At 49.0% G+C, this 23,836-nt stretch carries 18 protein-coding genes; 17 read left to right on the top strand and 1 reads right to left on the bottom strand.

What is annotated here, in order from left to right; all coding sequences use genetic code 11:
- Positions 1 to 126: 126 nt before the first annotated feature.
- The 8 genes from HGH92_RS03395 to HGH92_RS03360 all read left to right on the top strand — a co-directional run bounded on the left by HGH92_RS03395 (position 127) and on the right by HGH92_RS03360 (position 11,041).
- Positions 127 to 3,204, top strand: coding sequence for a SusC/RagA family TonB-linked outer membrane protein (locus HGH92_RS03395; protein WP_168869344.1), 3,078 nt, complete (start codon positions 127 to 129; stop codon positions 3,202 to 3,204).
- A 62-nt stretch (positions 3,205 to 3,266) separates the two neighbouring features.
- Positions 3,267 to 4,802, top strand: coding sequence for a RagB/SusD family nutrient uptake outer membrane protein (locus HGH92_RS03390; protein ID WP_168869343.1), 1,536 nt, complete (start codon positions 3,267 to 3,269; stop codon positions 4,800 to 4,802).
- Positions 4,803 to 4,823: 21 nt separating this feature from the next.
- Positions 4,824 to 5,642: a family 16 glycosylhydrolase gene (locus HGH92_RS03385; RefSeq protein ID WP_168869342.1), complete on the top strand. Its 819-nt coding sequence runs from the start codon at positions 4,824 to 4,826 to the stop codon at positions 5,640 to 5,642.
- Positions 5,643 to 5,754: 112 nt separating this feature from the next.
- Positions 5,755 to 6,849 carry a Gfo/Idh/MocA family protein gene (locus HGH92_RS03380; RefSeq protein WP_168869341.1) on the top strand — a complete coding sequence of 365 codons (1,095 nt, stop codon included), beginning with the start codon at positions 5,755 to 5,757 and terminating at the stop codon, positions 6,847 to 6,849.
- A gap of 10 nt (positions 6,850 to 6,859) precedes the next feature.
- Positions 6,860 to 7,615, top strand: coding sequence for a 6-phosphogluconolactonase (locus tag HGH92_RS03375; RefSeq protein ID WP_168869340.1), 756 nt, complete (start codon positions 6,860 to 6,862; stop codon positions 7,613 to 7,615).
- Positions 7,596 to 8,456, top strand: a complete 861-nt coding sequence (locus HGH92_RS03370) for an ROK family protein (RefSeq protein WP_211092525.1) — start codon at positions 7,596 to 7,598, stop codon at positions 8,454 to 8,456. The genes HGH92_RS03375 and HGH92_RS03370 overlap by 20 nt, the downstream gene beginning before the upstream one ends.
- A gap of 14 nt (positions 8,457 to 8,470) precedes the next feature.
- Positions 8,471 to 10,162: a GMC oxidoreductase gene (locus tag HGH92_RS03365; protein WP_168869339.1), complete on the top strand. Its 1,692-nt coding sequence runs from the start codon at positions 8,471 to 8,473 to the stop codon at positions 10,160 to 10,162.
- A 27-nt stretch (positions 10,163 to 10,189) separates the two neighbouring features.
- On the top strand, positions 10,190 to 11,041 hold the full coding sequence (locus HGH92_RS03360; RefSeq protein WP_168869338.1) for a helix-turn-helix domain-containing protein: 852 nt from the start codon (positions 10,190 to 10,192) through the stop codon (positions 11,039 to 11,041).
- On the opposite strand, the gene HGH92_RS03355 is transcribed toward HGH92_RS03360, so the two are convergent.
- Positions 10,996 to 11,457, bottom strand: a complete 462-nt coding sequence (locus HGH92_RS03355; protein ID WP_168869337.1) for a putative quinol monooxygenase — start codon at positions 11,455 to 11,457, stop codon at positions 10,996 to 10,998. The genes HGH92_RS03360 and HGH92_RS03355 overlap by 46 nt on opposite strands.
- Positions 11,458 to 11,675: 218 nt before the next feature.
- Between HGH92_RS03355 and HGH92_RS03350 the strand changes: the two genes are divergently transcribed.
- From HGH92_RS03350 to HGH92_RS03310, 9 genes are all read left to right on the top strand, one after another.
- Entirely contained in the window at positions 11,676 to 12,089 is a 414-nt protein-coding gene (locus HGH92_RS03350) for a hypothetical protein (RefSeq protein ID WP_168869336.1), read from the top strand.
- Positions 12,090 to 12,231: 142 nt separating this feature from the next.
- Positions 12,232 to 12,441, top strand: coding sequence for a hypothetical protein (locus HGH92_RS03345; protein ID WP_168869335.1), 210 nt, complete (start codon positions 12,232 to 12,234; stop codon positions 12,439 to 12,441).
- 260 nt (positions 12,442 to 12,701) lie between these two features.
- Positions 12,702 to 13,238 (top strand): RNA polymerase sigma-70 factor, encoded by a 537-nt coding sequence (locus tag HGH92_RS03340; RefSeq protein WP_168869334.1) that lies wholly within the window; start codon positions 12,702 to 12,704, stop codon positions 13,236 to 13,238.
- 54 nt (positions 13,239 to 13,292) lie between these two features.
- Positions 13,293 to 14,291, top strand: coding sequence for a FecR family protein (locus HGH92_RS03335; RefSeq protein ID WP_168869333.1), 999 nt, complete (start codon positions 13,293 to 13,295; stop codon positions 14,289 to 14,291).
- A gap of 43 nt (positions 14,292 to 14,334) precedes the next feature.
- Entirely contained in the window at positions 14,335 to 16,914 is a 2,580-nt protein-coding gene (locus HGH92_RS03330) for a TonB-dependent receptor (protein WP_168869332.1), read from the top strand.
- Between the two features lie 191 nt (positions 16,915 to 17,105).
- Positions 17,106 to 17,861 carry a DUF4397 domain-containing protein gene (locus HGH92_RS03325; RefSeq protein WP_168869331.1) on the top strand — a complete coding sequence of 252 codons (756 nt, stop codon included), beginning with the start codon at positions 17,106 to 17,108 and terminating at the stop codon, positions 17,859 to 17,861.
- 232 nt (positions 17,862 to 18,093) lie between these two features.
- Positions 18,094 to 18,696, top strand: coding sequence for an RNA polymerase sigma factor (locus tag HGH92_RS03320; protein WP_168869330.1), 603 nt, complete (start codon positions 18,094 to 18,096; stop codon positions 18,694 to 18,696).
- Between the two features lie 81 nt (positions 18,697 to 18,777).
- Entirely contained in the window at positions 18,778 to 19,956 is a 1,179-nt protein-coding gene (locus tag HGH92_RS03315) for a FecR family protein (protein WP_168869329.1), read from the top strand.
- Between the two features lie 268 nt (positions 19,957 to 20,224).
- Positions 20,225 to 23,827, top strand: a complete 3,603-nt coding sequence (locus HGH92_RS03310; RefSeq protein WP_168869328.1) for a SusC/RagA family TonB-linked outer membrane protein — start codon at positions 20,225 to 20,227, stop codon at positions 23,825 to 23,827.
- Positions 23,828 to 23,836: the final 9 nt, after the last annotated feature.

Raw genomic sequence — 23,836 nt, 5'->3', positions numbered from 1 at the left:
TAGAGAATTACGGGATAAGACGTAGTAATGAAGTAGCGTTTTATTAACTTTTTCTGACAGGCTGACCTACTTTTGTTTTTCCACGATCCACTTATTCAGGAACGAGCCAAAAACTAAATTTTACGTATGAAAAAAAAGTTCTTTAGAATTTTTATCTTCTTTGTGCTTTCCATTATCGCCCATTTTAACACCAATGCCCAAAACAAAATCTTAAAAGGTACTGTGACGGATGACAAAAATGCAGCTGTCATCGGGGCTTCCATAGGCGTGAAAGGTACGGTTATCGGTACCTCCAGCAATGAAGCAGGAGCTTTTACCCTTTCTGTGCCTCCCGGGGCAGACTCCATTGTTGTGTCGATGGTAGGTTTTAAGCGCCAGGTGGTCGCTATCACCGGTACTACTTTACATATTCAGCTGGAATCTTCCAGCACCGGGCTGGAAGAAGTAGTGGTAGTAGGTTATGGTACGCAGAAGAAGGCCGACCTCACCGCACCGATCACCACCGTGAATACGGAAAACATGCTGAAGCGGACTACCGCTTCACCTATGGAGGCGCTGCAGGGAAGCGTCCCCGGCGTGCAGGTAGTCACCAGCGGCGCCCCGGGCAGTTCCCCGAACGTCCGTATCAGAGGGGTGGGATCATTTAATAATGAAAATCCATTATATGTGGTGGACGGCATGTTTGTCAATGACATCAGCTTTCTTAATCCCAACGATATTGCTGACATGTCCATTCTCAAAGATGCGTCCGGTGCAGCCATCTATGGGGTGCGTGCGGCCAACGGCGTGGTGTTGATCACCACCAAAAAAGGAAAAACCAATATGAAGACCCGCGTGACCTACAATGGCTATGTAGGTGTGCAGAAACCGACGCATGTCCTGAAAATGGCCAACGGTCAGCAATACACGGCATTTTCCCTGCAAAGAGGTTCCGTTGCGGACACCGGCACAGTGCTGTTGTCTTCCCAGAAATACGGGGGTAGTGGCCTGAATCCCACCACCAGCACCGACTGGTACGATGTGATACTAAGAAAAAGCGCTCTGCTGACAAACCATGGAATTGATATCCAGGGAGGAAGTGACAAGATAACTTATTCCATGGGGCTCAACTATACTTATCAGGATGGTATCCTGAATGCGCTGAACAACTTCAAAAGATATAACGGACGGCTCCAGCTGGAAGCCCGGGCATTCCCCTGGCTGAAGGTGGGCTTCTCTGCTATCTTTAATAATTCGGTCACCTACAGTCCCAACAGCTCCGCATTCCTGGACGCCTATACGGCCTCCCCGTTGTTCCCGGTGTATGACAGCACCAACGTGAACGCCTTCCCGGTAAAATTCACCGCCCCTTCGGTGATCGGAAGATCTGATGATAAAAACCCGATGGCCTCCGCCTATTATAATTATGACCGGTCAAAAGCATTCCAGGTGCTACCGACCATATATGCAGAAGCAGGTTTCTGGGAAAATAAAATCACTTTCCGGTCGCAGTTAAGCCAGATATACGGTTCCTTACTGGGAACAAAATACAGGCCTGTGATGAACCTCGGCCCCGGCGCCGGTTCTACGGTATCTCACCTGACATCCATCCAGGAGCGGACCACCAATTATATATTGGACAACCTGCTGACCTATAAGGACAGCAAAGGGCTGCACCACTGGAGCGTACTGCTGGGACAATCAACCAGGGAAGAGCGCTGGCGCCAGACACGGACAGAAGCAGACAATGTGCCTAACGTGGAAGAGTCCTGGTACGCCGGCCAGGGTACCCCCAGCGCTGCCTACTACGGAGAGAATGGCACCCGCAATGCAGGTCTGTCCTATTTTACCCGCGCTACCTACGACTTTGACAATAAATACCTGCTGACCGCCACCTTCCGCGCAGACGGCAGTTCCAAGTACCAGACCAAATGGGGATACTTCCCGTCTGTAGGCCTGGGATGGGTTCTCAGCAAAGAAGCATTTATGAAGGACCAGCGCATCTTCGATTTCTTAAAACTCAGAGGCAGCTGGGGCCAGCTGGGTAATGACGGTGTAAATGCCAACGCGGGCTATGCGATCGTTAAAACCGGTAACAGCACTTCCGCGGTATTCGGCAGCACCGGCGGCGCCAACGGGGAGTATGTGCCGGGCTATTCTGTGAACCGGTTCTTTACAGACATCAGCTGGGAAGTGGTGACAGAGTGGGATGGTGGCGTTGACTTTGAAATGTTCAAAGGGAAATTAAGCGGCTCTGTCGACTATTACAACAGAAAAACCACTAAAGCTGCCTTCTATCGTCCATTCCCCTTTACTTACACCACTATTTACGGCAACTGGGCTGATATGCAGAACAGTGGCTGGGACTTCGCCCTGAACTGGAAAGACAAAATAGGTCAGGTAGGTTATTCCATTGGCGCCAATCTGTCGACCTTAAAAAACAAGGTCACCAATTTAGGAACGCTCCCCAGCTCTACCAGCGGCTTCCCTGAGTGGACCGCAGAGTTTCCCAATCGTATATTGGTAGGTGAACCGATCAACTATTTCTACGGATACGAATTTACCGGAGTTTACCAAACACAACAGGAGATTAATAATGACCCTGTAGCTGTCCATTATAATCAGACATCTTCGTCGCCTATCCTTCCCGGTTTCCCTAAATATAAAGACCAGAACGGCGACGGTGTGCTGGATGACAAAGACCGTATCAACATGGGAAGCTATCTTCCTAAAATGACCTATGGTTTCAACATCGGGCTTACCTATAAGCAGTTCGATTTCAGCATCGCTTTCCAGGGCGTGTCCGGAAACAAAATATTCAACCTGAACAGGGGAAGGCTTTACAAAGCGTCCACCTCGCTGAACCTGGATGAAAAATTTGCCAGCAGCCTGTGGACCGGCCCGGGTTCTACCAACGCCTACCCTTCTGCGTACGCACTGGGACAGGGCTGGTTTAAAGTCAGCAATTCCTTTTTCGTAGAAAGCGGCGCTTACCTGCGTATCCAGAATATCCAGCTGGGTTACAATTTTAATGTGGGCAAAAAATCCCCTGTTGGAATGAGAGTGTTTGCCACCGCTGACAGGCCGTTCCTGTTTACCCGGTACAATGGTTTCACGCCTGAAGTAGGCACCAATACCAGCGGCGGTTACCCGGTGTCAGGTTATGACGCGAACGTTTATCCCGTTTCCTCCACTTACAGCTTAGGTGTCAGGGCTACTTTCTAAGGATGTCTCCCGTGAACGGATAAACGAAAATGTTTCCTGTAACAGCAAACAAAAAAGAAAACATGAAAAGCTATATATCGATCTTTTTTCTGATCATACTTGTATCTACGGGCTGTTCCAAGTTTTTAGACCGCCCGCTGGAAAATCAGCCACAGGCTACCAATATCGACTATACGGATTTATCGCTGATGTACCAGCCGGTGTCTGGTGTGTACAGAACAGCTGCCAGTGGCACCTTTGCCAAATGGATCAGTGTCGCCATCCGTTCCTCGCACAGTGATGACGTAGCGCCGGGCAATGATGACGCCGGACAGAACGCCATCCATAATTTTCAGAGTGATGTGACCGTAAAAAGCTACTGGGGCATCAACGACATGTGGATCAGCATGTATTCTGTAGTATTGGGCGCCAACAGCGCGCTGGCCGAATTGGATAAATTCGGAAAGAACATCCCGGCCAACGATGCGGACAAGATGAAACTGCTGGCAAAATATCAGGCGGAAGTCCGCTTTTACAGAGCGCTGGCCCATTTCTGGCTTTGCAGGACCTACGGCGCCGTCCCTATTCTTGGCATAGAAAGCAACGACCCTACCACCCTGGGCGCTGCCACCAAAAGCACCGTGGAAGAAGTGAAAAAACATGTTATTGCTGAAATGGATTTTTGTATTGCCAACCTGGAAGACGCCCGTCCCAATGCGGCCACCCACATCGGCGCCGTGACCAAATACACCGCGCTGATGTTAAAGGCGAAAGCGGCCATGGACCTGGCCGGCAATAACAACGGTAGCCCTTACTGGGACGTGGTGCTGGATTGCACCAACCAGATCGTTAACAGCGGTAAGTTCTCACTCTTTAATGATTATTACCAGCTGTTTAAAAAGCCCGGTAAGTTATGTGATGAATCCATCCTGGAACTGCAATATTCCGACTTCGGAAAGTCTACCGGTGATATCGTTATCTCCGGTGGCCCCGGTGAAGAATGGGGCAACTTCTTTTTCTTCCAGGGCCCGGAAAACACCTACAGTCCTGTCATTACCGGTCCGGGTTGGATGGTGCCCACGCAAAAGGCAGTGGATTTCCTGACTTCACGTAACGACAGTATCCGCCTGAAAACAACGATCCAGTACTGCGGTGTCAACGGAGTTCCCGGCACTTATTCGGTTACACCTGATGGTGATACCATTTCAGGCAACGCTTCCAGGAAGAAATACTTTAACGGAAAAGCCTATTCTCCCCGCTCACAAATGACGCCTGACAGGATAGATTATTATGGCGCAAATAATAACGTTCGTATCATGCGTTATGCAGAAGTGCTGCTCATGAATGCGGAAGCCAAAATCCGTAAGGGACAGAGCGGCGATGCAGCAGTGAACCAGGTGAGGAACCGCGTGAAGCTGGCATCACTTTCCAATGTAACATTGCAGCAGGTGCTGGACGAACGCCATGCAGAACTGATTTGCGAATGGTGGGGTGAAAGGTTCAACGACCTGGTGAGAACAGACCAGGCCGCAACGGTGCTGCCAGGTTTTGTAAAGGGACAAAGTGAGTTCATTCCCATCCCGCAGGCACAGGAAGATGTAAACCCAAGACTCAAATAAATCAGACAGACATTTAAGCAGATGAAAAAAAGTATTTATGGTCTTTTAGTGATAGTGGCGGGATGCTGCTATATGGCCACAGCACAGGCGCAGTCGGTTAAACGGCATAAGAAATGGAAATTGACCTGGAGTGATGAATTTAACTACACCGGGCTGCCGGACAGCACCAAATGGGGATATCAAACGGGTAAGTCAGGCTGGGGAAATAACGAGCTGCAGTTTTATACCGCCGCAGATACCAATAACGCCAAAGTGGAGAATGGCAACCTGTACATCACCGCCAGGAATTCCGGCAGCGGCGATCATCAATACACTTCAGCGAGGATGACCACCCAACATAAAGGGGACTGGAAATATGGCAAGCTGGAGGTGAAGGCCAAACTCCCCAAAGGAAGAGGGCTGTGGCCTGCCATCTGGATGTTGCCTACAGGAAATGAGTATGGCGGATGGCCGGAGAGCGGCGAGATAGATGTAATGGAACATGTAGGATATATGAAGGACAGTATCTTCGGTAGCCTGCACAGCAAAACCTACAATCATATCATCGGCACACAGAAAACAAAGGGCATCTTCATTAAAAATCCTTATGATAAATTTCATGTGTACGCTGTTGAATGGACACCGGACCATATCACCTTCCTGCTCGACGGGAAGGTGTATTACCAGGTGGCCAATGAACACAAAGGCCATGAGGGATGGCCTTTTGATAAAAAGTTCTACCTGTTGCTGAACGTGGCTGTTGGCGGTAACTGGGGAGGTAAGGAAGGTGTGGACGAGACAGTGTTCCCGGCTGCGATGCAGATAGATTATGTAAGAATGTATGACATGGCGGACCAGTGATTAAGCAGTTTCTTGCAGCGGCTTAGCTGAGTGTTGCAGAAAAAGGCCAGGATAGTTATATTGGGCTGCGAACAAATACAATTACTAACATCTTTAAGTAAACCTCCCACACATGAAACAGGTAAAAGTTGCCTTATTAGGCGCCGGATTTATTGCTGATATTCACATGGAAAGTTATGCCCGGTTTGTGCCGGAAGCGGAAATAGTGGCGGTTTATGCGCGTAATGCCGAAAAAGCCGGTGCCTTTGCTGCCAAACATCATATCGCGCAGCACTTCTCTTCTATCGATGAGCTGATCAACAATGCCGACTTTGATGTGGTGGATATCTGTCTCCCTAACTTCCTGCATAAGGAAGCCACCTTAAAGGCCGCTGCCGCGGGGAAACACATTATTATAGAAAAACCGCTGGCTGTTACACTGGAAGAAGCCGATGAAATGATCGCTGCCTGCGAAAAGGCCAACGTGAAACTGATGTATGCGGAAGAACTTTGTTTTGCGCCCAAATATGAACGCGCCCGTGCATTGGTGGAAGAAGGCGCTGTAGGGGAGATTTATATGTTAAAACAGTCGGAGAAACATTCCGGCCCGCATTCCGACTGGTTTTACGATGTAAATCAGTCTGGCGGCGGCGTATTGATGGACATGGGGTGCCATGGCATCGCCTGGTTCCGGTGGATGCTGAAAAACAATAAGGCGGTGAGCGTGATGGCATCTATGAAAACAGTGCTCCATAAAGAACGAACAAAAGGAGAAGACAATTCTGTTGTGATCATAGAATTTGAAAACGGCGTCACCGGTGTAGTGGAAAACTCCTGGGCCAAACACGGCGGCATGGACGACCGCAGCGAAATTTACGGAACAGGGGGCGTGGCCTATGCCGATTTGTTCGTGGGCAATTCGGTATTGGCGTATAGCCGCAACGGTTATGGCTATGCCATGGAGAAAACAGATACCACGGTGGGCTGGAGCTTCTGTATTTTTGAAGAAGCGTTTAACCAGGGATACCCGCAGGAACTGAAGCACTTTATTGATTGCGTGTTACACGACCGCGAACCGCTGGTGACCGGAAAAGACGGCCGGGCCGTACTGGAAATTATCTATGCCGCCTATGCTTCTGCCGGGGAAGGCAAAAAAATCATGCTTCCGTTTGACCAGCGGGTGGAGAAGCCTATCGACTTGTGGCTGAAACCATCTCCCAAATCATAAAAACAAAAATATGGAAATAAGGATTTATCCTACATATGACGACCTTTCTGCGAAGGCGGCGGAACAACTGTTGCTGTTGATGGCCGGTTATGATAAGCCGTTGCTATGTCCCGCCTCCGGCGATACGCCGGCAGGATTGTACAAAGTATTGTCAGAGAGATACCAGGAGAGGAAAGAAGACATGTCTGCCTGGAGTTTTGTGGGGCTGGACGAGTGGGTGGGCCTCAACGGCAGTGATGAAGGAAGTTGCCGGTATTTCATTGACAAGACGTTGTTTCGTCCGTTGCAGGTGACCAGCGAACGTATTTGTTTTTTTGACGGTCGTTCTGCTAACCTGTCCAAAGAATGCGTTGACGCGGAACAATTTATCAGTGAGCGGAACGGCATAGACGTAGCTGTCCTGGGGGTGGGCATGAACGGGCATATTGCCATGAACGAGCCCGGATGTTCAGTGGACGGCCGGGCACAGATTGTAACGCTGCATCCTGTGACAAAACTGGTGGGGCAGAAATATTTTACGCAACACCTCGAGCTGGAAGAAGGGATCACTTTGGGAATGGGCACCCTGATGGAAAGTAAACATATCATTTTGATCGTGAGCGGTAAACACAAATCCAGGATTGTACGGAAGATGCTGGGAGAGCCGGCTACAAATGAGCTGCCTGCGAGCCTGCTGTTGCGTCACCCGTCGGTGACTGTTTTTTTGGATGAAGATGCTGCTTCCGGTCTGTCAAATCAGGATTTACATGGAGATAATAGGAATTGACCTCGGCGGCACCAACTTACGCGCCGGCGTTGTAAGGGACGGCGTTCTTCAGCCGGTTGTTTCGCGGCCGCTGAAGGCCCGGGGAAGCCGCCTTGAAGTGACAGAACAGATTTTCGGGATAATAGATGAAATGATAGATGACGATACAACAGCCATTGGCATTGGTGTGCCGGGGCTGGTGGACCCTGTCAGCAGGATATTGTACGACGTGGTGAATATCCCGGCTATCAATGAAACAGACCTCCGTGGGATATTGGAACAACGGTACCGCCTACCCGTAAAAATAGAAAACGATGCCAATTGTTTTGCCCTGGGAGAGTACCATTTCGGCGTTGCGCAGCCTTACAGATCTGTTGTCGGGTTGACGATAGGGACCGGACTGGGCGCAGGGATTATCAATAATGGCAGATTGCTGGCCGGAAAACACGGAGGGGCGGGAGAATTCGGGATGATCAGTTATCTCGACAAAAATATGGAGTACTATGTCAGCGGCCGTTTTTTTGAGCATGTGTACAAGACGCAGGGGGAGATAGTTTACAGAAGGGCGGTGGAGGGAGATATTGAAGCGTCTTATATGTATGATGATTTTGGCAGGCATCTGGGAGAAGCCATTAAACTGGTCCTCTATGTATTGGATACGGAGTGTATTGTTATTGGCGGTGCGCTAAAAGCGGCATTTTCCTTTTATGCCAGAAGCATGTGGGAAACGGTGCGTGGCTTTGCCTTTCAGCGTTCTGTGCCCGAGCTGAAAATAGCAGCGTCTGTCCTGCCGGGCAGCAATGTGTTGGGCGCAGCGGCCCTGCATCTGTCGCCACGGACGAATAGCCGGGTTAATAACTAAATAAATTTTTGTGTATGGCCGATAATAAAAATACAGCCGCACATTTTGATGCTATTGTGGTAGGCAGTGGTATCAGCGGAGGATGGGCAGCCAAGGAACTGTGTGAAAAAGGGCTCAAAACACTGGTGTTGGAGCGTGGCAGAAATGTAGAGCATGTAAAGGATTATCCTACTGCCAACACCCCGGTTTGGGATTTTAAATACCGTGGCGCGGTGCCAAAAGCGGTACGGGACGCCAATCCCTTCATCAGCAGGGCTGCCGGATATGACGACAGTACCGCCCACTTCTTCGTAAAAGACGCGGACCATCCTTACATCCAGGAGAAACCTTTTGAATGGATACGCGGGTACCAGGTAGGCGGGAAATCACTAACATGGGGAAGAGCGTGTGCCCGTTGGAGTGAGATGGACTTCACAGCTCCGCATCGCTATGGGTACGGAATTGAATGGCCCATTGGGTATAAAGACATCGCGCCGTGGTACAGCCATGTGGAGAAATTCATTGGTGTTTGCGGCAACAGGGAAGGGATAGATACCATGCCGGACGGTGAGTTCCTGCCAGCGTTTGAATTGAATTGCGTAGAGCAGCATTTGAAAGATGTGGTGGCCGAAAAGTTCAATCGTCATTATGTGTCCGGCAGATGGGCACAGGTGACACAGCCGCAGGATATCCATAAAGAACAACACCGGCAGTGCCTGAGCCGCAACCTTTGTATGCGCGGGTGCCCGTTTGGCGGCTACTTTAGCTCCAATGCCTCCACATTGCCATGGGCGGAAAAAACGGGTAATCTGACAATACGGCCTTTCTCCGTGGTACATTCAGTCATCTATGATGAGCAGTCCGGCAAAGCTACCGGCGTAAAGGTAATCGATGCGCAGACAAAAGAGGAGGTTATCTACCACGCAAAAATTATTTTCCTCAATGCATCGGCCTTAAATACCAATCTCATTTTACTGAATTCCATTTCCAAACGTTTTCCGAACGGATTGGGCAATGACAACGGGCTGCTGGGAAAATATATCTGTTTCCATAACTACAGGGCGGGCATGAGCGGAGACTTTGACGGTTTTGAGGATAAATATTACAAAGTGTCGAAACCAGCGGAATGTATTATCCCCAACTTCAGAAATGTTTATCAGCAGGATACTGATTTCGTAGGCGGATATGTGATTTTCAGCGCCGCCTACCGTGAGAAACGCTATGACTCTCCGGGGATAGGGGCCGCGTTTAAGGAAGCAGTCAGTCAGCCGGGGAAATGGGGCGCGTATATGTATATGCAGGGAGAAACCATTCCCAAAGAAAGTAACCATGTCCGGCTGAGCAAAGACCAAAAAGACCAATGGGGCATTCCTTTACTGATCACCGCAGTGGACTATGATGAGAACGATGATAAAATGGTAAAAGATTTTATTGAACAGGGAAAGGCAATGCTGACAGCTGCCGGCGCAAAGAACATTACGGTGACGGATAATCATCAGCCGCCGGGACTGGACATACACGAGATGGGAGGCGTACGCATGGGCAAAGATCCCGCTACTTCCCTGCTGAATGAATGGAACCAGCTGCATCATTGTAAGAATGTGTTTGTAACGGATGGTGCCTGCATGACCAGTACCGGCAACCAGAGCCCATCCATTCTGTATATGTCGTTAACCGCCAGGGCGGCTAGTTATGCGGTGGAGCAATTGAAAAAGGGAGCGTTGTGAGGGAGTTTTATTTCATACCTTCACGGCATGGATGCGCTGCTAAAAAAGACGTCTTATCTGCCACCTCTGCCGCTACGCCCGTACATTGACCGTTTCTGGACCTGTGAAGGCACCACCCCGGCTTATGCCACGCCCACCATGGCGATGGGCACCGGCGCGGAAATGATCTTCCAGCTGAAAGCACCGATGACACTGGTGTCCAAAGATAATGTCTTTAACACACCGCCTTTGCAGGCTATCTATTGTATCCGCCACCAGCATTACAAAACGATGGTCAACCATGAACATTTCTTTATCGCGGTCCGGTTTAAAGCCGGTGCTGTCAGGCATTTTTGTCCTGCTGCTGTAGCGGATGTGGTGGAGTGTTTTCCGGATATCAATGTGCTTTATGGAGATGAAGGCAAAAGGTTGACAGAAAAACTGCGCCATAATGCGGGTTTGCCGCAGCAGCTGGCGCTGATCAGCGACTTTCTGTTGGGACTTCTCGGTAAGTATCACCGGCCGCAGTTGCTGGTAGATGAGGCGGTAAAGCGGTTGTACTACGACCGCGACATCCCCGACCTGGTGTCTTTCAGTGCCAGCCTGGGAAGCAGCTATCGCCAGTTTGAACGGCTGTTTACCCATTATATGGGTGTGACGCCCAAATCATTTATACAGACAGCTCGACTAAACAATACGCTGAAATACCTGCTGTTCCGGCAGATCAGCGACTACCTTCCGGTCGCATTTGATTTCGGGTATTATGACCAGTCCCATTTTATAAAGGCCTGCAGGAAATTTTTCGGCGATAAGCCCCGTGCCATTTTATCTCCTGCAAGCCATGATCAACACTTCTACTTGTCCTCTTTCAGTGCATCAGGTTCGGAGGAGAGAAAATAGACCTTCAGGTCCTTTGATTTCCATCCTTCCAGTTTTTTTATGAATTCAGCCAGGTAAGGCTGTGCGAAATGATATTTAAGGCCGGCCTGGTCGCGGTAATGTTCAATCAATGTAAATGCACCCGGCTCCGTTGGTTCAGGATACCAGGTATATTCCATACAACCTGTTTCCTTCCTGGTTAATATGGCCAGTGTTTCCAGTGCCTGGCTGAATGCAGCGGCTGATTCAGGCCGGATATACAGTTTAGCGATAACGAATTTTTCTGTAGCGGTATTCATCGTGTATAATTTGTTGGCAGCCGGTATGGTCCTGCCTTCAGATGCTTGTTTGTCCGGATTGTTCAACGGACGGCTGAAGGCGGGAATTGACAATGTCAGGCAGGCAAGCTGCCAAAGGAAAGTCCTGGTGCGGTTCATAACAAAAGGTGATTAGATTGAATGATACCGTAAAACTAGGCCTCCCGGCGATGGTAAAATTGTATAAATCTGCCAACCTTCTTTGATTTCACTTCAATATGGCAACTTTCCTTTTCAACCCCCGATTTGGCAGTTTGGACCAGATAACAAAAAAAGTGCGCCTCCGAATAGGATAAGTTTGCATTATGCTGTTTTAGTTACCCTTTAAAACTAAAAAGATGATTAAAGTATTAGTGCTGGCATGTATTGCATTGATATGCCTGGCCATTACCGTCAGGGCACAGCGATCAGGCAGGTTGCACAAGGCTTCTGCAGGTGTCCTTATTCAGGCTTTTAAGGTGTCCAGCGTGGATGCCTCGGACAGGAGCGGGTTGTTGGAAGCAACGGAGTCATTAGGCAGGGAAATACGAATGACCATTATGGACAATACGCTGAGGCTGGATATAGCCGAGGAGGACAAGCCGTATATCTTCAGGAAGTTATCAGATACTACTTACTATCTGACAGACAACTATCTTACCTACAGGCTGTCATTGGCCAGAGTTCCGGGAATGAGCAGTTTCATTCTGGTAAAGTACAACAGGAAAGGAAATGGGGCCGCATGGCAAAGTTTAACGGCCAGGAAGATGTAGCGGGAAGGTATTCCCTTTAACACAAGTTTAACACCCCTCTCCCAAACACCAATAGGAAGATCCGTCCCCCTGCTGTTTTATAGTCATACACGGCGGTTATTTCCGACCGATATTTCACTCACTTGACTAAAAAACAGTTTTTATGAAGTACAGGGTATTTTTTGCAGCCATCATGGCAACAGCAGTAACAATGACAACCGTGACCGGGGCCATGGCGCAGCAAGCACCATCCAAAGAGCAACGCAAACAGGCCGGCGATACCGCCCGGAAAGATAACAGGCATGCAGTAGTGCCCGTGGGCAAAGGCGGCGCTAAAGCAGATACAGCGCGTAAACCGGTTAGAAAACATTAAGGTGGCACCTGCTGTATAACAGCAGCTTGATATGGTTTTGTGCACCACGTGGTCTCCTGCTTCAGCGGGGGACCATTTCTACATGGCGGATGGTGCCCCGCCGAAAAGAAACAAAAAATTAATGATGGACGCATAGGGGGATACACCGGTCAGCGGCGTTTTGAGTATACTAACGAGCGGAGGCCACCGGGGACCAGTTCGGGATCTCCTCCATAGCCATATCAGAAGTACTGTATTATATTTTGTAAAACTTATTGCTTGTGCGTGAAGACGGTCTCTATAAACAGTTTCGGCTGGGATTCGAAAAATTTTATAACCCGCTTTGCATCTACGCCAATAGTTTCGTAAAGGAACCAAGCGTCTGCGAAGACATTGTACAGGAAGTGTTTATCAGGATCTGGGAAACACGGAAAGACCTGGTACAGTCCGACAACCTGAGGTTTTATCTGTTTACGGCTGTACGTAATAATTGCCTTACTCATCTCAACAGAGAGCAACGGATGACCGTATACAGTCTTTCAGACATTGATCTGGAAGATGATGATACCGTTGATATCATGCCTTCTGTTGATGATACATTGAACTACCACGCCTTGCTGGGGCAGGGAATAGAACAACTTCCTCCCAAATGCAAAGAGGTGTTTCTGCTTTGTCGCCTGGGGGAACTGAGCAATCAACAGGCGGCCGACAGCCTCGGTATTTCTGTTAAAACAGTCAACAACCAATTATGGAAAGCATTAAAGATGCTCAGGGCTTTTGTGAAGAATACAGGTATGGGGCTGTTATTTTTTTTATGAACAGCATAGGAAAATACGATACGATTTTGTTTTCTAAGTAGGAGAGGAAAAAAGATGGAACTACCTGACAACATAAAAGCAATTATTATAAACAGGCTTCGGGGAGTGATCTCACCGGAAGAAGCGGCGACGCTTGAAGAATGGCAGCAGCAACATGCTGTAGACGATGAAGCGCTGGACCATTATCATAGAATATGGACGGAAAGCAGCAGCACGGTACGCCAGCCGCACTTCGATACGGCGAAAGGCTGGCAGCGTGTGGACCAGCGCCTGAAAGACACCGGTATTGTTGAACCCGGAGAAGTCCGCACGGCCGGCTTAAGGAGATACTGGGGCCTGGCCGCTGCCGCAGCTGCGGCGATAGTCATCATGATTGCCGGCTACTGGATGTTCTTTCAGCCAACAACACAACAACAGATCACCTGGTCTAAAGTGGTTACTGCTGATGCAACCAACAAGTATGTAAAACTGCCTGACAGTACGTTGGTGTTGCTTCGCAAAGGCGCTACCATTACTTATTCGGCTGGTTTTGGCCAAAACGACCGACTGCTGACGCTCACCGGGGACGCCTTCTTCGATGTGGCATCCCACGAAAATATCCCGTTCCGGATACAAACGGAAAAGACGGTGGTACAGGTACTGGGCACTTCTTTCGTGGTGAACTCTAATGCCGGCGCCGACCGCGTGGTGGTGGTGACCGGAAAGGTGCTGTTCACGGACAAGTCCAAACCCGAAAACCAGTGCATTGTCTCGGCTAAGGAGCAGGTGTCTTTTATGGGCGACACCTTCGTAAAGAAAAATGTAAGCGATTCAAATTACCTGGCATGGCAAACCGGTACGCTGAGGTTTACCAATACACCGCTGAAGGAAGTGGTGAAAGAACTTTCTGCTTATTATGGTACTGCCGTTAACGTGAATGATACCTTAAAAACAGGATCGGTAAAGGTAACGGCCAGTTTCCGGGAACAGCCCCTGAAAGAGGTGCTGGAAGAGATTACGGTCATCACCGGGCTGCATTACCGTCAACAGCAGGACAGCATGGTAATTTATTGATCTTCCTGTAAAACGGATTCGAATAGCAAGTAATTTAATATAGATGATAAAAGGGGTGTCCGCTCCGCTACGGTTTCGTAAAACAGGACTGCAACTATTACTACTGATATTGATTATTCTTGCCGGCAATATAACGGTCACTGCGCAGACCGGATTGCTCGGAAGGAAATTTACGTGCCATGAAACCCATGGCACGATTCCTTTTTTATTGGAAAGGGTGAGTGCCTATAGCGGAACAGTGATCGAATATGCCGGCGGATACCTGGATGGAAACGGAGAGATGCGCCTTGCAGCAGGGGTGACAACGCTGGACGCAGTGCTCCATATATTACTCGACGGAAAATATGTGAAGATAGAAGAGCGGAACGGAAAGGTGATGCTGGTGCCTTCTGCCATGGCGCTGACGAGCGACAGCGCAACGAATGAGTACACCCTGTTTGGTTATATCATGGAAGAAAACAGCCTGGAGCCGATACCTTATGCAATGATAAAAGACCAGGAATCAGGACGTGTATGCCAGTCCAACAGGTTCGGGTATTACAGTCTCCCGGTGAAAAGCGGCCTTCATCATATTAAGGTGATACACGCCGGTTATCCGCCTGTAACATCAGCGGTGACTGTTGGCAGTACGATCAGGCGTAATTTGATGATGCGTGCCGCCGTATTGCCGGAAGTAAAGGTAACACCGGGCTGTATGCTGCAAAAGGACGGAGGCTCCAGCGTGGAAAAATATCTTGCTTCTGCCTATACCAATTTTTTGGGAGAGAGCGACCCGGTGAGATCGTTGTATCTGCTGCCGGGAAATATTGAATCGCAGGAAACGACCGGTAAATTGATGGTACGCGGTGGCGACCCGGAGCAAAGTGCTTTCCTGCTGGACGGCAACCAGGTTTTCAATCCCACGCATTTACTAGGGGAATTGTCTATCGTTAGCGAAGGTGCGTTGAAATCAATCCGGCAGTTTAAGAACGATTTTCCCGGCAGATTTGATGACGCGTTGTCTTCTGTAACGGAAGTCAACACGAAAGACGGCAGTATGGATACCTGGAGCGGACAGGTAAACGCCGGCCTGCTGGCAACCGCAATGGCAGTAGACGGGCCGCTGATAAAAAACCGCACTGCCGTGCTGGCCTCTGTCCGGAAAAGCTGGTCAGACCCGTTGCTGAGGATGCTGGACAGTAATTACCGATTGCGGTTTTATGATATCCATTTCAAAATCACGCACCTGCTGGACAGCAACAATAAAATAATGCTCAGTGGCTATATGGGGAAAGACCGCCTGGAGCTGATACAAAATGAATATCAGAATCTGCAGGTATGGGGTAACCGGCTTGCCACCCTCAACTGGAACCATGTGATCGGCGCCCGTTCTTTTGTGAACACCACCCTGAATGTAAGCAACTACCATAACCTGGCCGGTATGCAGCTTATCCTTTATGATGATTCAACAGGGGAGGAAAAAGAAACCAAAGCATATAACAACTATGCGTCAGTAGAGCGTTACGAGGCAAGGACGCAGTTCGAGATGAATGCATCGGCAAATCTGCAGTTCCGCTTTGGCGGCAAGTTTTTACATACCGTCATTCACCCTTTCGGGACAAACGTCACACCCAACCTGGGAGAAGTACCGGAAGGTACCAAGCCCATGAAGCCACTGCCTTTCACAGAATATTCCCTCTATTATGAAAATGAATTTAAACCGGGCAGACGTTTCCTGCTAAGGCCAGGATTGCTTTTCAGCGGCTACCGGTACAGGACATTTCATTACAATACTTTACAGCCGCGGCTGTTTGCGGCTTACCGGATAGGAAAAAATCAGCAGCTGACTTTTTCCTATGCCAGGATGGGGCAGTACCTGCATCAGGTGACAAGTCCCTTCCTGGGCATCAATAGTGTGTTATGGGTGCCCAGTACTGCTGTATTACGGCCTTCGGAAAGTGATATGTTCAACCTGGGGTACAGCTTCAATGATAACAAAGGCACGCTGTTATCAGCGGATGTCTACTACCGGAAAATGAATAACGTCACCAACTTTGCGGAGAAAGGAAATATCTTTTACAACGAAGATACCTGGGAACAGGATATTATCACCGGGAAGGGATGGGGCTATGGCGGTGAGCTGCTGGCCGGAAAGCGATGGCAGAAATGGCAGTTGCAGTTGTCTTATACCCTGGCCTGGGCCTGGCGCCAGTTTGACGAAGTGAATGATGGTGAGAAATTCCCTTTCCGTTTCGACAGGCGCCATCAGCTGAACATCGCGGCCAGCTTCCGCCCCAACAAACACTGGGACATCGGCGCGGTGTGGTACTTCAGCACAGGCGACTGGATGCGGCGGCCCATGGGGACACTGCCAGGAGAGGAAGGGGAACCGTTCCGATATGAAGGCGAGTCTTACTATGATAAACGTAATCCCAATTATCACCGGCTCAACTGTAATGTGAACTATCGTTTTGTTACCGGCACACAGAAACATAAGATTTCAGTGGGTGTTTATAATGCCTATGGCTCCAATGGGCAATACTCTTCAGACGTCATCAATACGCGTGATAACAGCAATGTTACCCTGTCAGGCGGCCGGATATTTGACCTGACCTATTATCTCTCCTATACATTGAATCTGTAACCGGGATTTCTTTAAAAAAAAATAAACACTGCGTAGGAAGTTCTTCCTGTTAGCTGTTTTAACAGTAGAGGATTATATCTGTGCTGTATGTAACTATTGTCTGTTATCCGCCTGCTGTTGATACAATGGCCGGTACAGACGGGCTATGCCTCATGCTTATCAGGAATCAATTTAATAAATCAAAAAAGTATATGAAACACGTAAGAACTCAATCAGGGATATCTCTGACAGGTATCTCCTGTGCACTGTTGGTAGCAGCCACCTTTATGTCCTGCAAAAAGAACAATGACTCCGCCCCGCAACCTTCTGCGAAAAAAAGTGCCGGCATACAGATCGTGCACACTGCCCCTAAAGTTGGTGACCTGACGGTGGAAATAGATGGGAAAAAATTGCCGGAAAAATTGCCATTCCTCAATCCTTCCAAAGGTTACATAACCGTGGCTTTTCAAAACGAAAGCAGCCTGAAAGTGACGCAGGATGGCAACAAGGTGATTGTAGACACCAAATTCCGGTTCAACGACAAAGGCGCCTACTCACTGTTTCTGTATGATACCTTAAATACTAATAAAGTGAGGGCCGTGTTGCTGAACGATAATCTTGCTGATCCCGGAAAAGGGAAGACCAGCCTGCGCTTCCTGCACTTGTCACCGAATACTGCCGCAGTGGATATTGATGTTTTCAAAGGCAGTGACAGTATCCGGCTGGTGAACAATGCAGCCTATATCAGCGATAAACCGGATGTGGCGGTGTTGTCTCCCTTTAAGGCCATCGCTTCCGGCGATTACCGGGTGAAAGTAAAAACAAAAGCCGGTACAACTATTACAACCGTCCTTGATATACCGTCTGTAAAACTGGTGGAAGGAAAAGTGGTGACGCTTTATCTCAGCGGACTCACCAAAGCTTCCGGGGCCTTAGGGGTCGGCCTCCAGTTATGGCAGCACAGATAAGCAATAGGGAAACCATGTCTAAAGCCGTCCCATTCCTGGGACGGCCTTTTTTATAGCCGTTTTTGTTCTCCCCGTAAAGAATGAGTGGCCCATTATTACATAGCAGTACATTTTATTTTATCAGGGTGATATTATAATATTGCAGGCAGAACGAAGAGATCATTAAAAAGAGTGGAACACACGCGATAGGAATAGGCGTACACAGTTATTAAACTTTTTAAATCAACTTTATTTGCCGGATATTTCTTCATACAACGGGAAGGAATTCCTGAATGCTATTGCGGGCGGCGATGAACTGGCCTATGCGCAACTATACAGGCATTACTGGAATGAGGTGTACTCACTTGCGTTGTCATTCTTAAAGTCTCCTGCCCTGGCTGAGGATACCATCCAGGAGGTATTTGTAAAGCTGTGGCTCAAAAAGGAAAACATTCCGGAATGGAAGGATTTCAGGGCCTACTTTATGACGATGGTGCGTCATGAAATTATCAATACCATGCGGCAAGGCAGACGCCAGATGCTGATCCGTGACCTGGGCCCGGGCGAGGATGTTGCCGCGCCTTCCCCCCAGGAAGCATTGCTACAGCACAAAGAGGCGGCCGGCCTGATACAGACAGCGCTCAATGGCTTGTCTGCAAAACAACGCGAAGCTTTTTTACTGAGCCGTACCAATGGACTCTCACACGATCAGATTGCCGCACACATGCAGCTGTCGAAGAAAACGGTGGCCAACCTGATCACCCTCGCGCTCAACCATATACGGGATTTTCTAAACCAGCAGGGCTATCTCACGGAACTCTTACTGGTGGCTGTCTGCCTGTTTTTTGAAAAATAATATTGTTTTTTTCGGGAGTATCATTTTCTTTTTACGTCTTATCTCTGCCGGCGTATGCGCCCGGTCTATAAAAGTATATTCATGAATACGCCATTTGCTGAACTGATAGATGCCTATCTGACCGATTCACTGACTCCGGAGCAGGAGGCGGCCTTTATAGCTATGCTGGAAGATAAAGCCAACCGTGATATATTGGACCGTATCATGGCTGAAAAGGCCTCTGCCGGGGCCTTTGTGGGAGAAGAAGACGTTGCCCGCCGGGAGAAGAGCCTCCTGGCATTGCAGGAGAGATTGCAGCACCTCCGTGAGGAAGCAGTTCCGGTGACGAACGTTCGTACGCTGTACCGCTACAGGTGGGCGGCCGCCGCGGCGGTATTACTGTTGCTGACTACCGGCATTTATTTCCTGCGGCCTGTGGGCCGGAAACAGGCAACTGAAACAGGACAACTGGGCGTTAAACATCCGGACATCGCCCCCGGCAGGAATGGCGCTATCCTTACCCTTTCTGACGGTGCTGTAGTTGTATTGGACAGCATGCCTGATGGCGAAGTGGCCAACCAGCAGGGCACAAAGGTCATGCTGCAAAACAATGCCCTCACCTATGCGCCCGCCGGAAGCTCCGGCACACCTGCTTTAAATGTGCTGTCTACGCCCAAAGGGCGGCAGTTCCGCGTAGTATTGCCTGATGGTACCGCCGTATGGCTCAATGCCGCATCGGCTATTACCTACCCCACCGTATTTAACGGCAGTGAAAGAAGGGTGGAGATCACCGGAGAAGCCTACCTGGAAGTAGCTGCCAATGCCCGGCAACCGTTTTACGTCAGCATCAACAAACAGACCTCCATACAGGTATTGGGTACCAGTTTTAACGTGAACGCCTATACGGATGAACCGGTGATGAAAACCACCCTGCTGCAGGGCAGCGTGAAAGTAGTACAGGACGGAAAAGCCCATCTGCTGAAACCCGGGGAGGAAGCCATTGCCGCATCCAACTCAGCTGTCCGCGTACAGCCGGCCAACATAGAAAAAGCCGTGGCCTGGAGAAAGGGAATATTCGATGCGGAAGGCGAAGGGACCGATGCTTTTCTACGCCAGTTGGCCAGATGGTATGACCTTGAAATAGTTTACCGTGGCCCGGTACCGGAAAAGAAATTTCACGGGAAGTTAGGCAGGGACCTGCAATTGTCACAGGTGCTGGAGGTGCTTGATCAATTTAATATTCACTATCAACTCGAAGGAAAAGTACTAACGATACAGTAAACCACCATTAAAATAATTTTCTCACCATTAAAAACCAATTATGCCCTGATGATCTGAAACAGGGACAACAGCAGAAAAAACCGGAAGTGTTTGCACCACTTCCGGTATAACGTTCTGGCTGGTCCTAAAAACAACCGTATTGCTCAATACAGGACTGCTTTATTATCAACCAATAAACTGATGCAAATGTATGCAATTAAATACTTTTTGTAACCAGGAGCGTGTTGTCTTTACAAACCGCTGGTCTATCCACCTAATGTTGCGAGTGATGAAACTGATCGCGATTTTTATGTTTGTCTGCTGCCTGCACATTTCTGCCAGGAGTTTCTCCCAGAAAATAACGTTCACCGGAAGCAAAATAAAACTTGAAACGGTGCTGGAAGAAGTAAGAAAACAAACCGGCTTTGTGGCTTTGTACGATGATGAGGTGCTGAAAAGCGCGCTTCCCGTTACCATCGCCGCCAATAACCAACCATTGGAAACATTCCTGAAGGATGTATTCAGGGACCAGCCGCTGGTGTTCATCATTAAAAACACGTCCATTATTATCAGCCGGAAATCCTTATCCACAGCGACTGTACTGGTTGTGCCCCCGGTAAAGGGAATTGTGCGCAGTGCTGAAGGCACGCCACTGCCGGGAGTATCTGTCAGAGTGGCCGGGGCCAACAATGGCACCATTACGGATGCTAATGGCAGGTTCACCATCGCCGTAAAGGAAAATGATTTATTGAACATCACCTATCTGGGATTTCGTCCTGTTACAGTGGCGGTAACCGCCTCTGGCACACTCGCGCTGGTGGGGGCTGAGAAAAAAGTGACGGATGCAGCCGTCCTCAACACAGCAGATGGCGCTGTTATTCTGCTGGAAGCAGATCCTACGGAACTGGAGACTGTTACTGTCAATACCGGCTACCAGCAGATATCAAAGGAACGCAGCGCCGGCTCTTTTTCCAATCCTGATATGGGGGTGGCCCAGGACCGCAGCACCAGCATGAATATCCTGCAACGGATAGAAGGTCTCGTACCGGGACTGGTGATCAATAATTCGCCTAACGCCGTGGCCGACGGGACTACCTTCCAGGTGCGCGGTCTCAGTACGATCAATGCGGATAAAAATCCGTTGTACGTGGTAGATGGCATGCCGCTCAATGATGTGTCTTCTGTTAATCCGCAGGACGTGGAAAGCATCAGTGTCTTAAAAGATGCTACTGCCGCTTCTATCTGGGGCGCCCGTGCTTCCAATGGTGTTATCGTGATCACCACAAAAAAAGGATATGCCAATGAACGCCTTAGTGTAAACTACGACGGGTTTGTCAGCTTCAGAGGCAAGCCGGACATCAGTTATTTCCCTGTGCTGAACAGCGCGCAATATATCCAGGCATCGAAAGAAACCTTTGATCCGGTTAACCGGCCCTATGGCATGGCCACCACCTATGACCCGGGAAATGATAATCCTACCGGGCTATCGCCCGACAGGCAAATATTGTACGATATGTACAGAGGAATATTGACAGCCGCACAAGGTAACGCTAAACTGGACAGTCTGTCCCATATCAGTAACCTGCGGCAGATAAAAGACAGCTGGTACCGCCCTGCAAGGCTGACGAACCATACGCTGTCTGTTGCCGGCGGCTCCGGCAAATACTCTTTTTATGGATCTGTGGCATATACCGGTACCACCGATTATACGCCGGGCAATTCCAACAATGCGTATAAAGTAAATACCCGTCAGGACTTTAAGTTCAATAAATACCTGAAAGTTTTTTTGCTGACAGATATCACTAACACGGTGACATCTTCCAACCGTGCTGTTTCGCCTGATGCCCGCTTCCTGCCTTACCAGCTGTTCAGGGACGGTAATGGCAAAAGCATCGATATGCCCTATATGGGCTATCTGAGCGAAGAGGCCAGAGCAAGTATGGAAGCCGCCGGTAAAATCAACCTGAATTATAATCCTATAGAAGATATCAATACCGGCGTCACAAAAAGTAATGGCTCGCTTGCCCGCATCAATAGCGGCATGACGATCAACCTCTTCAAAGACCTGCGGTTTGAAGGAATGTATGGCTACGTAAAAGGCAATGTCCGGACAACCGCTTACGATGATAATACCAACTACCGACAGCGGGTACAGACCGTGAATTTTACGGAAGTGACGCCCACCGGTAGTATCCCGATGTACCATCTGCCCGTCGCCGGCGGACAATACCAGGTCACGAATTCAAACCAGGACAACTGGGTGGTCAGGAATCAGCTTATATATGATCATAGCTGGATGAAAAGCAGGCATCAGCTGACGGCCATGGCAGGACAGGAAGCACAGGAACAAAAAAGTATTTATAATACGAACCGCCAATACGGCTACGATCAACGATTGCAGACCTATTCGCTGGTCAACTACCGGCAGTTGACCACCATTGGGGTGCCAGGCCCCGTCATGCCGTCTTCCATGAACGGCTCTTTTTTAAACGCGGATTCGATTTTTACGGAGAAAGAAGTATTGTCCCGTTTTACCTCCTGGTACGTCAATGCTGCTTATACCTATAACCGGCGGTATTCACTCAATGCCTCGTGGCGTAAAGACCAGAGCAACTTGTTTGGCAGGAACAAAGCAGCACAGAGCAAGCCTGTATGGAGCATAGGCGGTAAATGGGATATCTGTAATGAACCATTTTTTGAAGCTGTCAGAGGTGTGAATAACCTGGCGCTAAGAGTGACTTATGGTATCACCGGCATTTCACCCGTCCCGGGCAGCGCCGCTTCTTTTGATGTGCTGACAGCCCTTAATTCGGGGAATGCGCCTGGCGGTAAAGCCATGTATGTTTCCGCGCCGGCTAATCCCAATCTGACCTGGGAAAGCACTAAGACCGTCAATATCGGTATTGACTTCGCATTTTGGGGAGACCGGCTTACCGGTTCCGTTGACGTATACCGGAAAAAAACGACCAACCTGCTGGGAAGTGTGCCAGTCAACCCTCTTACAGGCTTTACCACCATATTCGGTAATGCCGGCGATATTACCAATAAAGGCATTGAACTCACCCTTTCGACGGGTAACATCCTGACAAAGGATTTTAAGTGGATCACGATGCTGACCATGTCCTATAACAGGAATAAGATAGATAAACTGGCGCAGCAATTCCCTTACACCACCGGTACGCAGATGGTCCACGATGCGAATTATATCGAAGGACGCCCTGCCTTTGCGCTATGGGCTTATGATTTTGCAGGACTGGACCCAATGGGCGACCCCTTGGTGAAGCTGCATGATAAAAGCACCACTAAAGATCCTGTTGGCGTAAAAGCAGGAGATGTGGTATATATGGGAGTTTATCAGCAACCCTGGAGCGGAGGGTTCTCTAACCTGTTCAGCTATAAATCATTCTCACTGAATGTTAATATCACCTACAACATTGGCAACAAAATGTTCCGCGATGTAAACCGTACTTATACCGGTTATGGTTTTATTCAAACCCTGAATTTCACTGCAGGCAACTTGCATGCAGATTTTGCCAATCGCTGGAAGCAGCCGGGAGATGAGGCACATACCAATATACCTTCTTTTGTCAGTACCCAGGAGAACTATGCCCGCCGTAATACCGACTATTATGTATATGGTAATATCAACGTGGTGGATGCCTCTTATGCTAAGGTCCGCGATATCACGTTATCGTACGCACTGCCTGCAACCACAATAAAAAGGATCCGTGCGGAGCAATTGACGCTTCGGCTACAGGTGTCCAACCTGATGCTGTGGAAAGCGAACCATGATGGCATCGATCCTGAATTCCATGATGCCAGGTACGGCTACCGTGCTGCTATGCCGGTGAACCAGGGTGCTGTCACTTTAGGTGCTCATTTAACACTGTAAAAACTATTG

The organism is Chitinophaga varians (genome assembly GCF_012641275.1).
Taxonomy (GTDB): Bacteria; Bacteroidota; Bacteroidia; order Chitinophagales; family Chitinophagaceae; genus Chitinophaga; species Chitinophaga varians_A.
Note: the sequence above shows the minus strand (reverse complement) of the source record. Positions and strands in the feature narration are given on the sequence as shown.

Excerpts from the sequence above, each read along its gene's own strand:
- HGH92_RS03395 (WP_168869344.1), top strand. The coding sequence starts at position 127 with ATGAAAAAAAAGTTCTTTAGAATTTTTATCTTCTTTGTGCTTTCCATT.
- HGH92_RS03350 (WP_168869336.1), top strand. The coding sequence starts at position 11,676 with ATGATTAAAGTATTAGTGCTGGCATGTATTGCATTGATATGCCTGGCC.
- HGH92_RS03325 (WP_168869331.1), top strand. The coding sequence starts at position 17,106 with ATGAAACACGTAAGAACTCAATCAGGGATATCTCTGACAGGTATCTCC.
- HGH92_RS03360 (WP_168869338.1), top strand. The coding sequence starts at position 10,190 with ATGGATGCGCTGCTAAAAAAGACGTCTTATCTGCCACCTCTGCCGCTA.
- HGH92_RS03310 (WP_168869328.1), top strand. The coding sequence starts at position 20,225 with ATGAAACTGATCGCGATTTTTATGTTTGTCTGCTGCCTGCACATTTCT.
- HGH92_RS03380 (WP_168869341.1), top strand. The coding sequence starts at position 5,755 with ATGAAACAGGTAAAAGTTGCCTTATTAGGCGCCGGATTTATTGCTGAT.
- HGH92_RS03385 (WP_168869342.1), top strand. The coding sequence starts at position 4,824 with ATGAAAAAAAGTATTTATGGTCTTTTAGTGATAGTGGCGGGATGCTGC.
- HGH92_RS03315 (WP_168869329.1), top strand. The coding sequence starts at position 18,778 with ATGAATACGCCATTTGCTGAACTGATAGATGCCTATCTGACCGATTCA.
- HGH92_RS03365 (WP_168869339.1), top strand. The coding sequence starts at position 8,471 with ATGGCCGATAATAAAAATACAGCCGCACATTTTGATGCTATTGTGGTA.
- HGH92_RS03345 (WP_168869335.1), top strand. The coding sequence starts at position 12,232 with ATGAAGTACAGGGTATTTTTTGCAGCCATCATGGCAACAGCAGTAACA.
- HGH92_RS03370 (WP_211092525.1), top strand. The coding sequence starts at position 7,596 with ATGGAGATAATAGGAATTGACCTCGGCGGCACCAACTTACGCGCCGGC.
- HGH92_RS03355 (WP_168869337.1), bottom strand. The coding sequence starts at position 11,457 with ATGAACCGCACCAGGACTTTCCTTTGGCAGCTTGCCTGCCTGACATTG.
- HGH92_RS03330 (WP_168869332.1), top strand. The coding sequence starts at position 14,335 with ATGATAAAAGGGGTGTCCGCTCCGCTACGGTTTCGTAAAACAGGACTG.
- HGH92_RS03335 (WP_168869333.1), top strand. The coding sequence starts at position 13,293 with ATGGAACTACCTGACAACATAAAAGCAATTATTATAAACAGGCTTCGG.
- HGH92_RS03375 (WP_168869340.1), top strand. The coding sequence starts at position 6,860 with ATGGAAATAAGGATTTATCCTACATATGACGACCTTTCTGCGAAGGCG.
- HGH92_RS03390 (WP_168869343.1), top strand. The coding sequence starts at position 3,267 with ATGAAAAGCTATATATCGATCTTTTTTCTGATCATACTTGTATCTACG.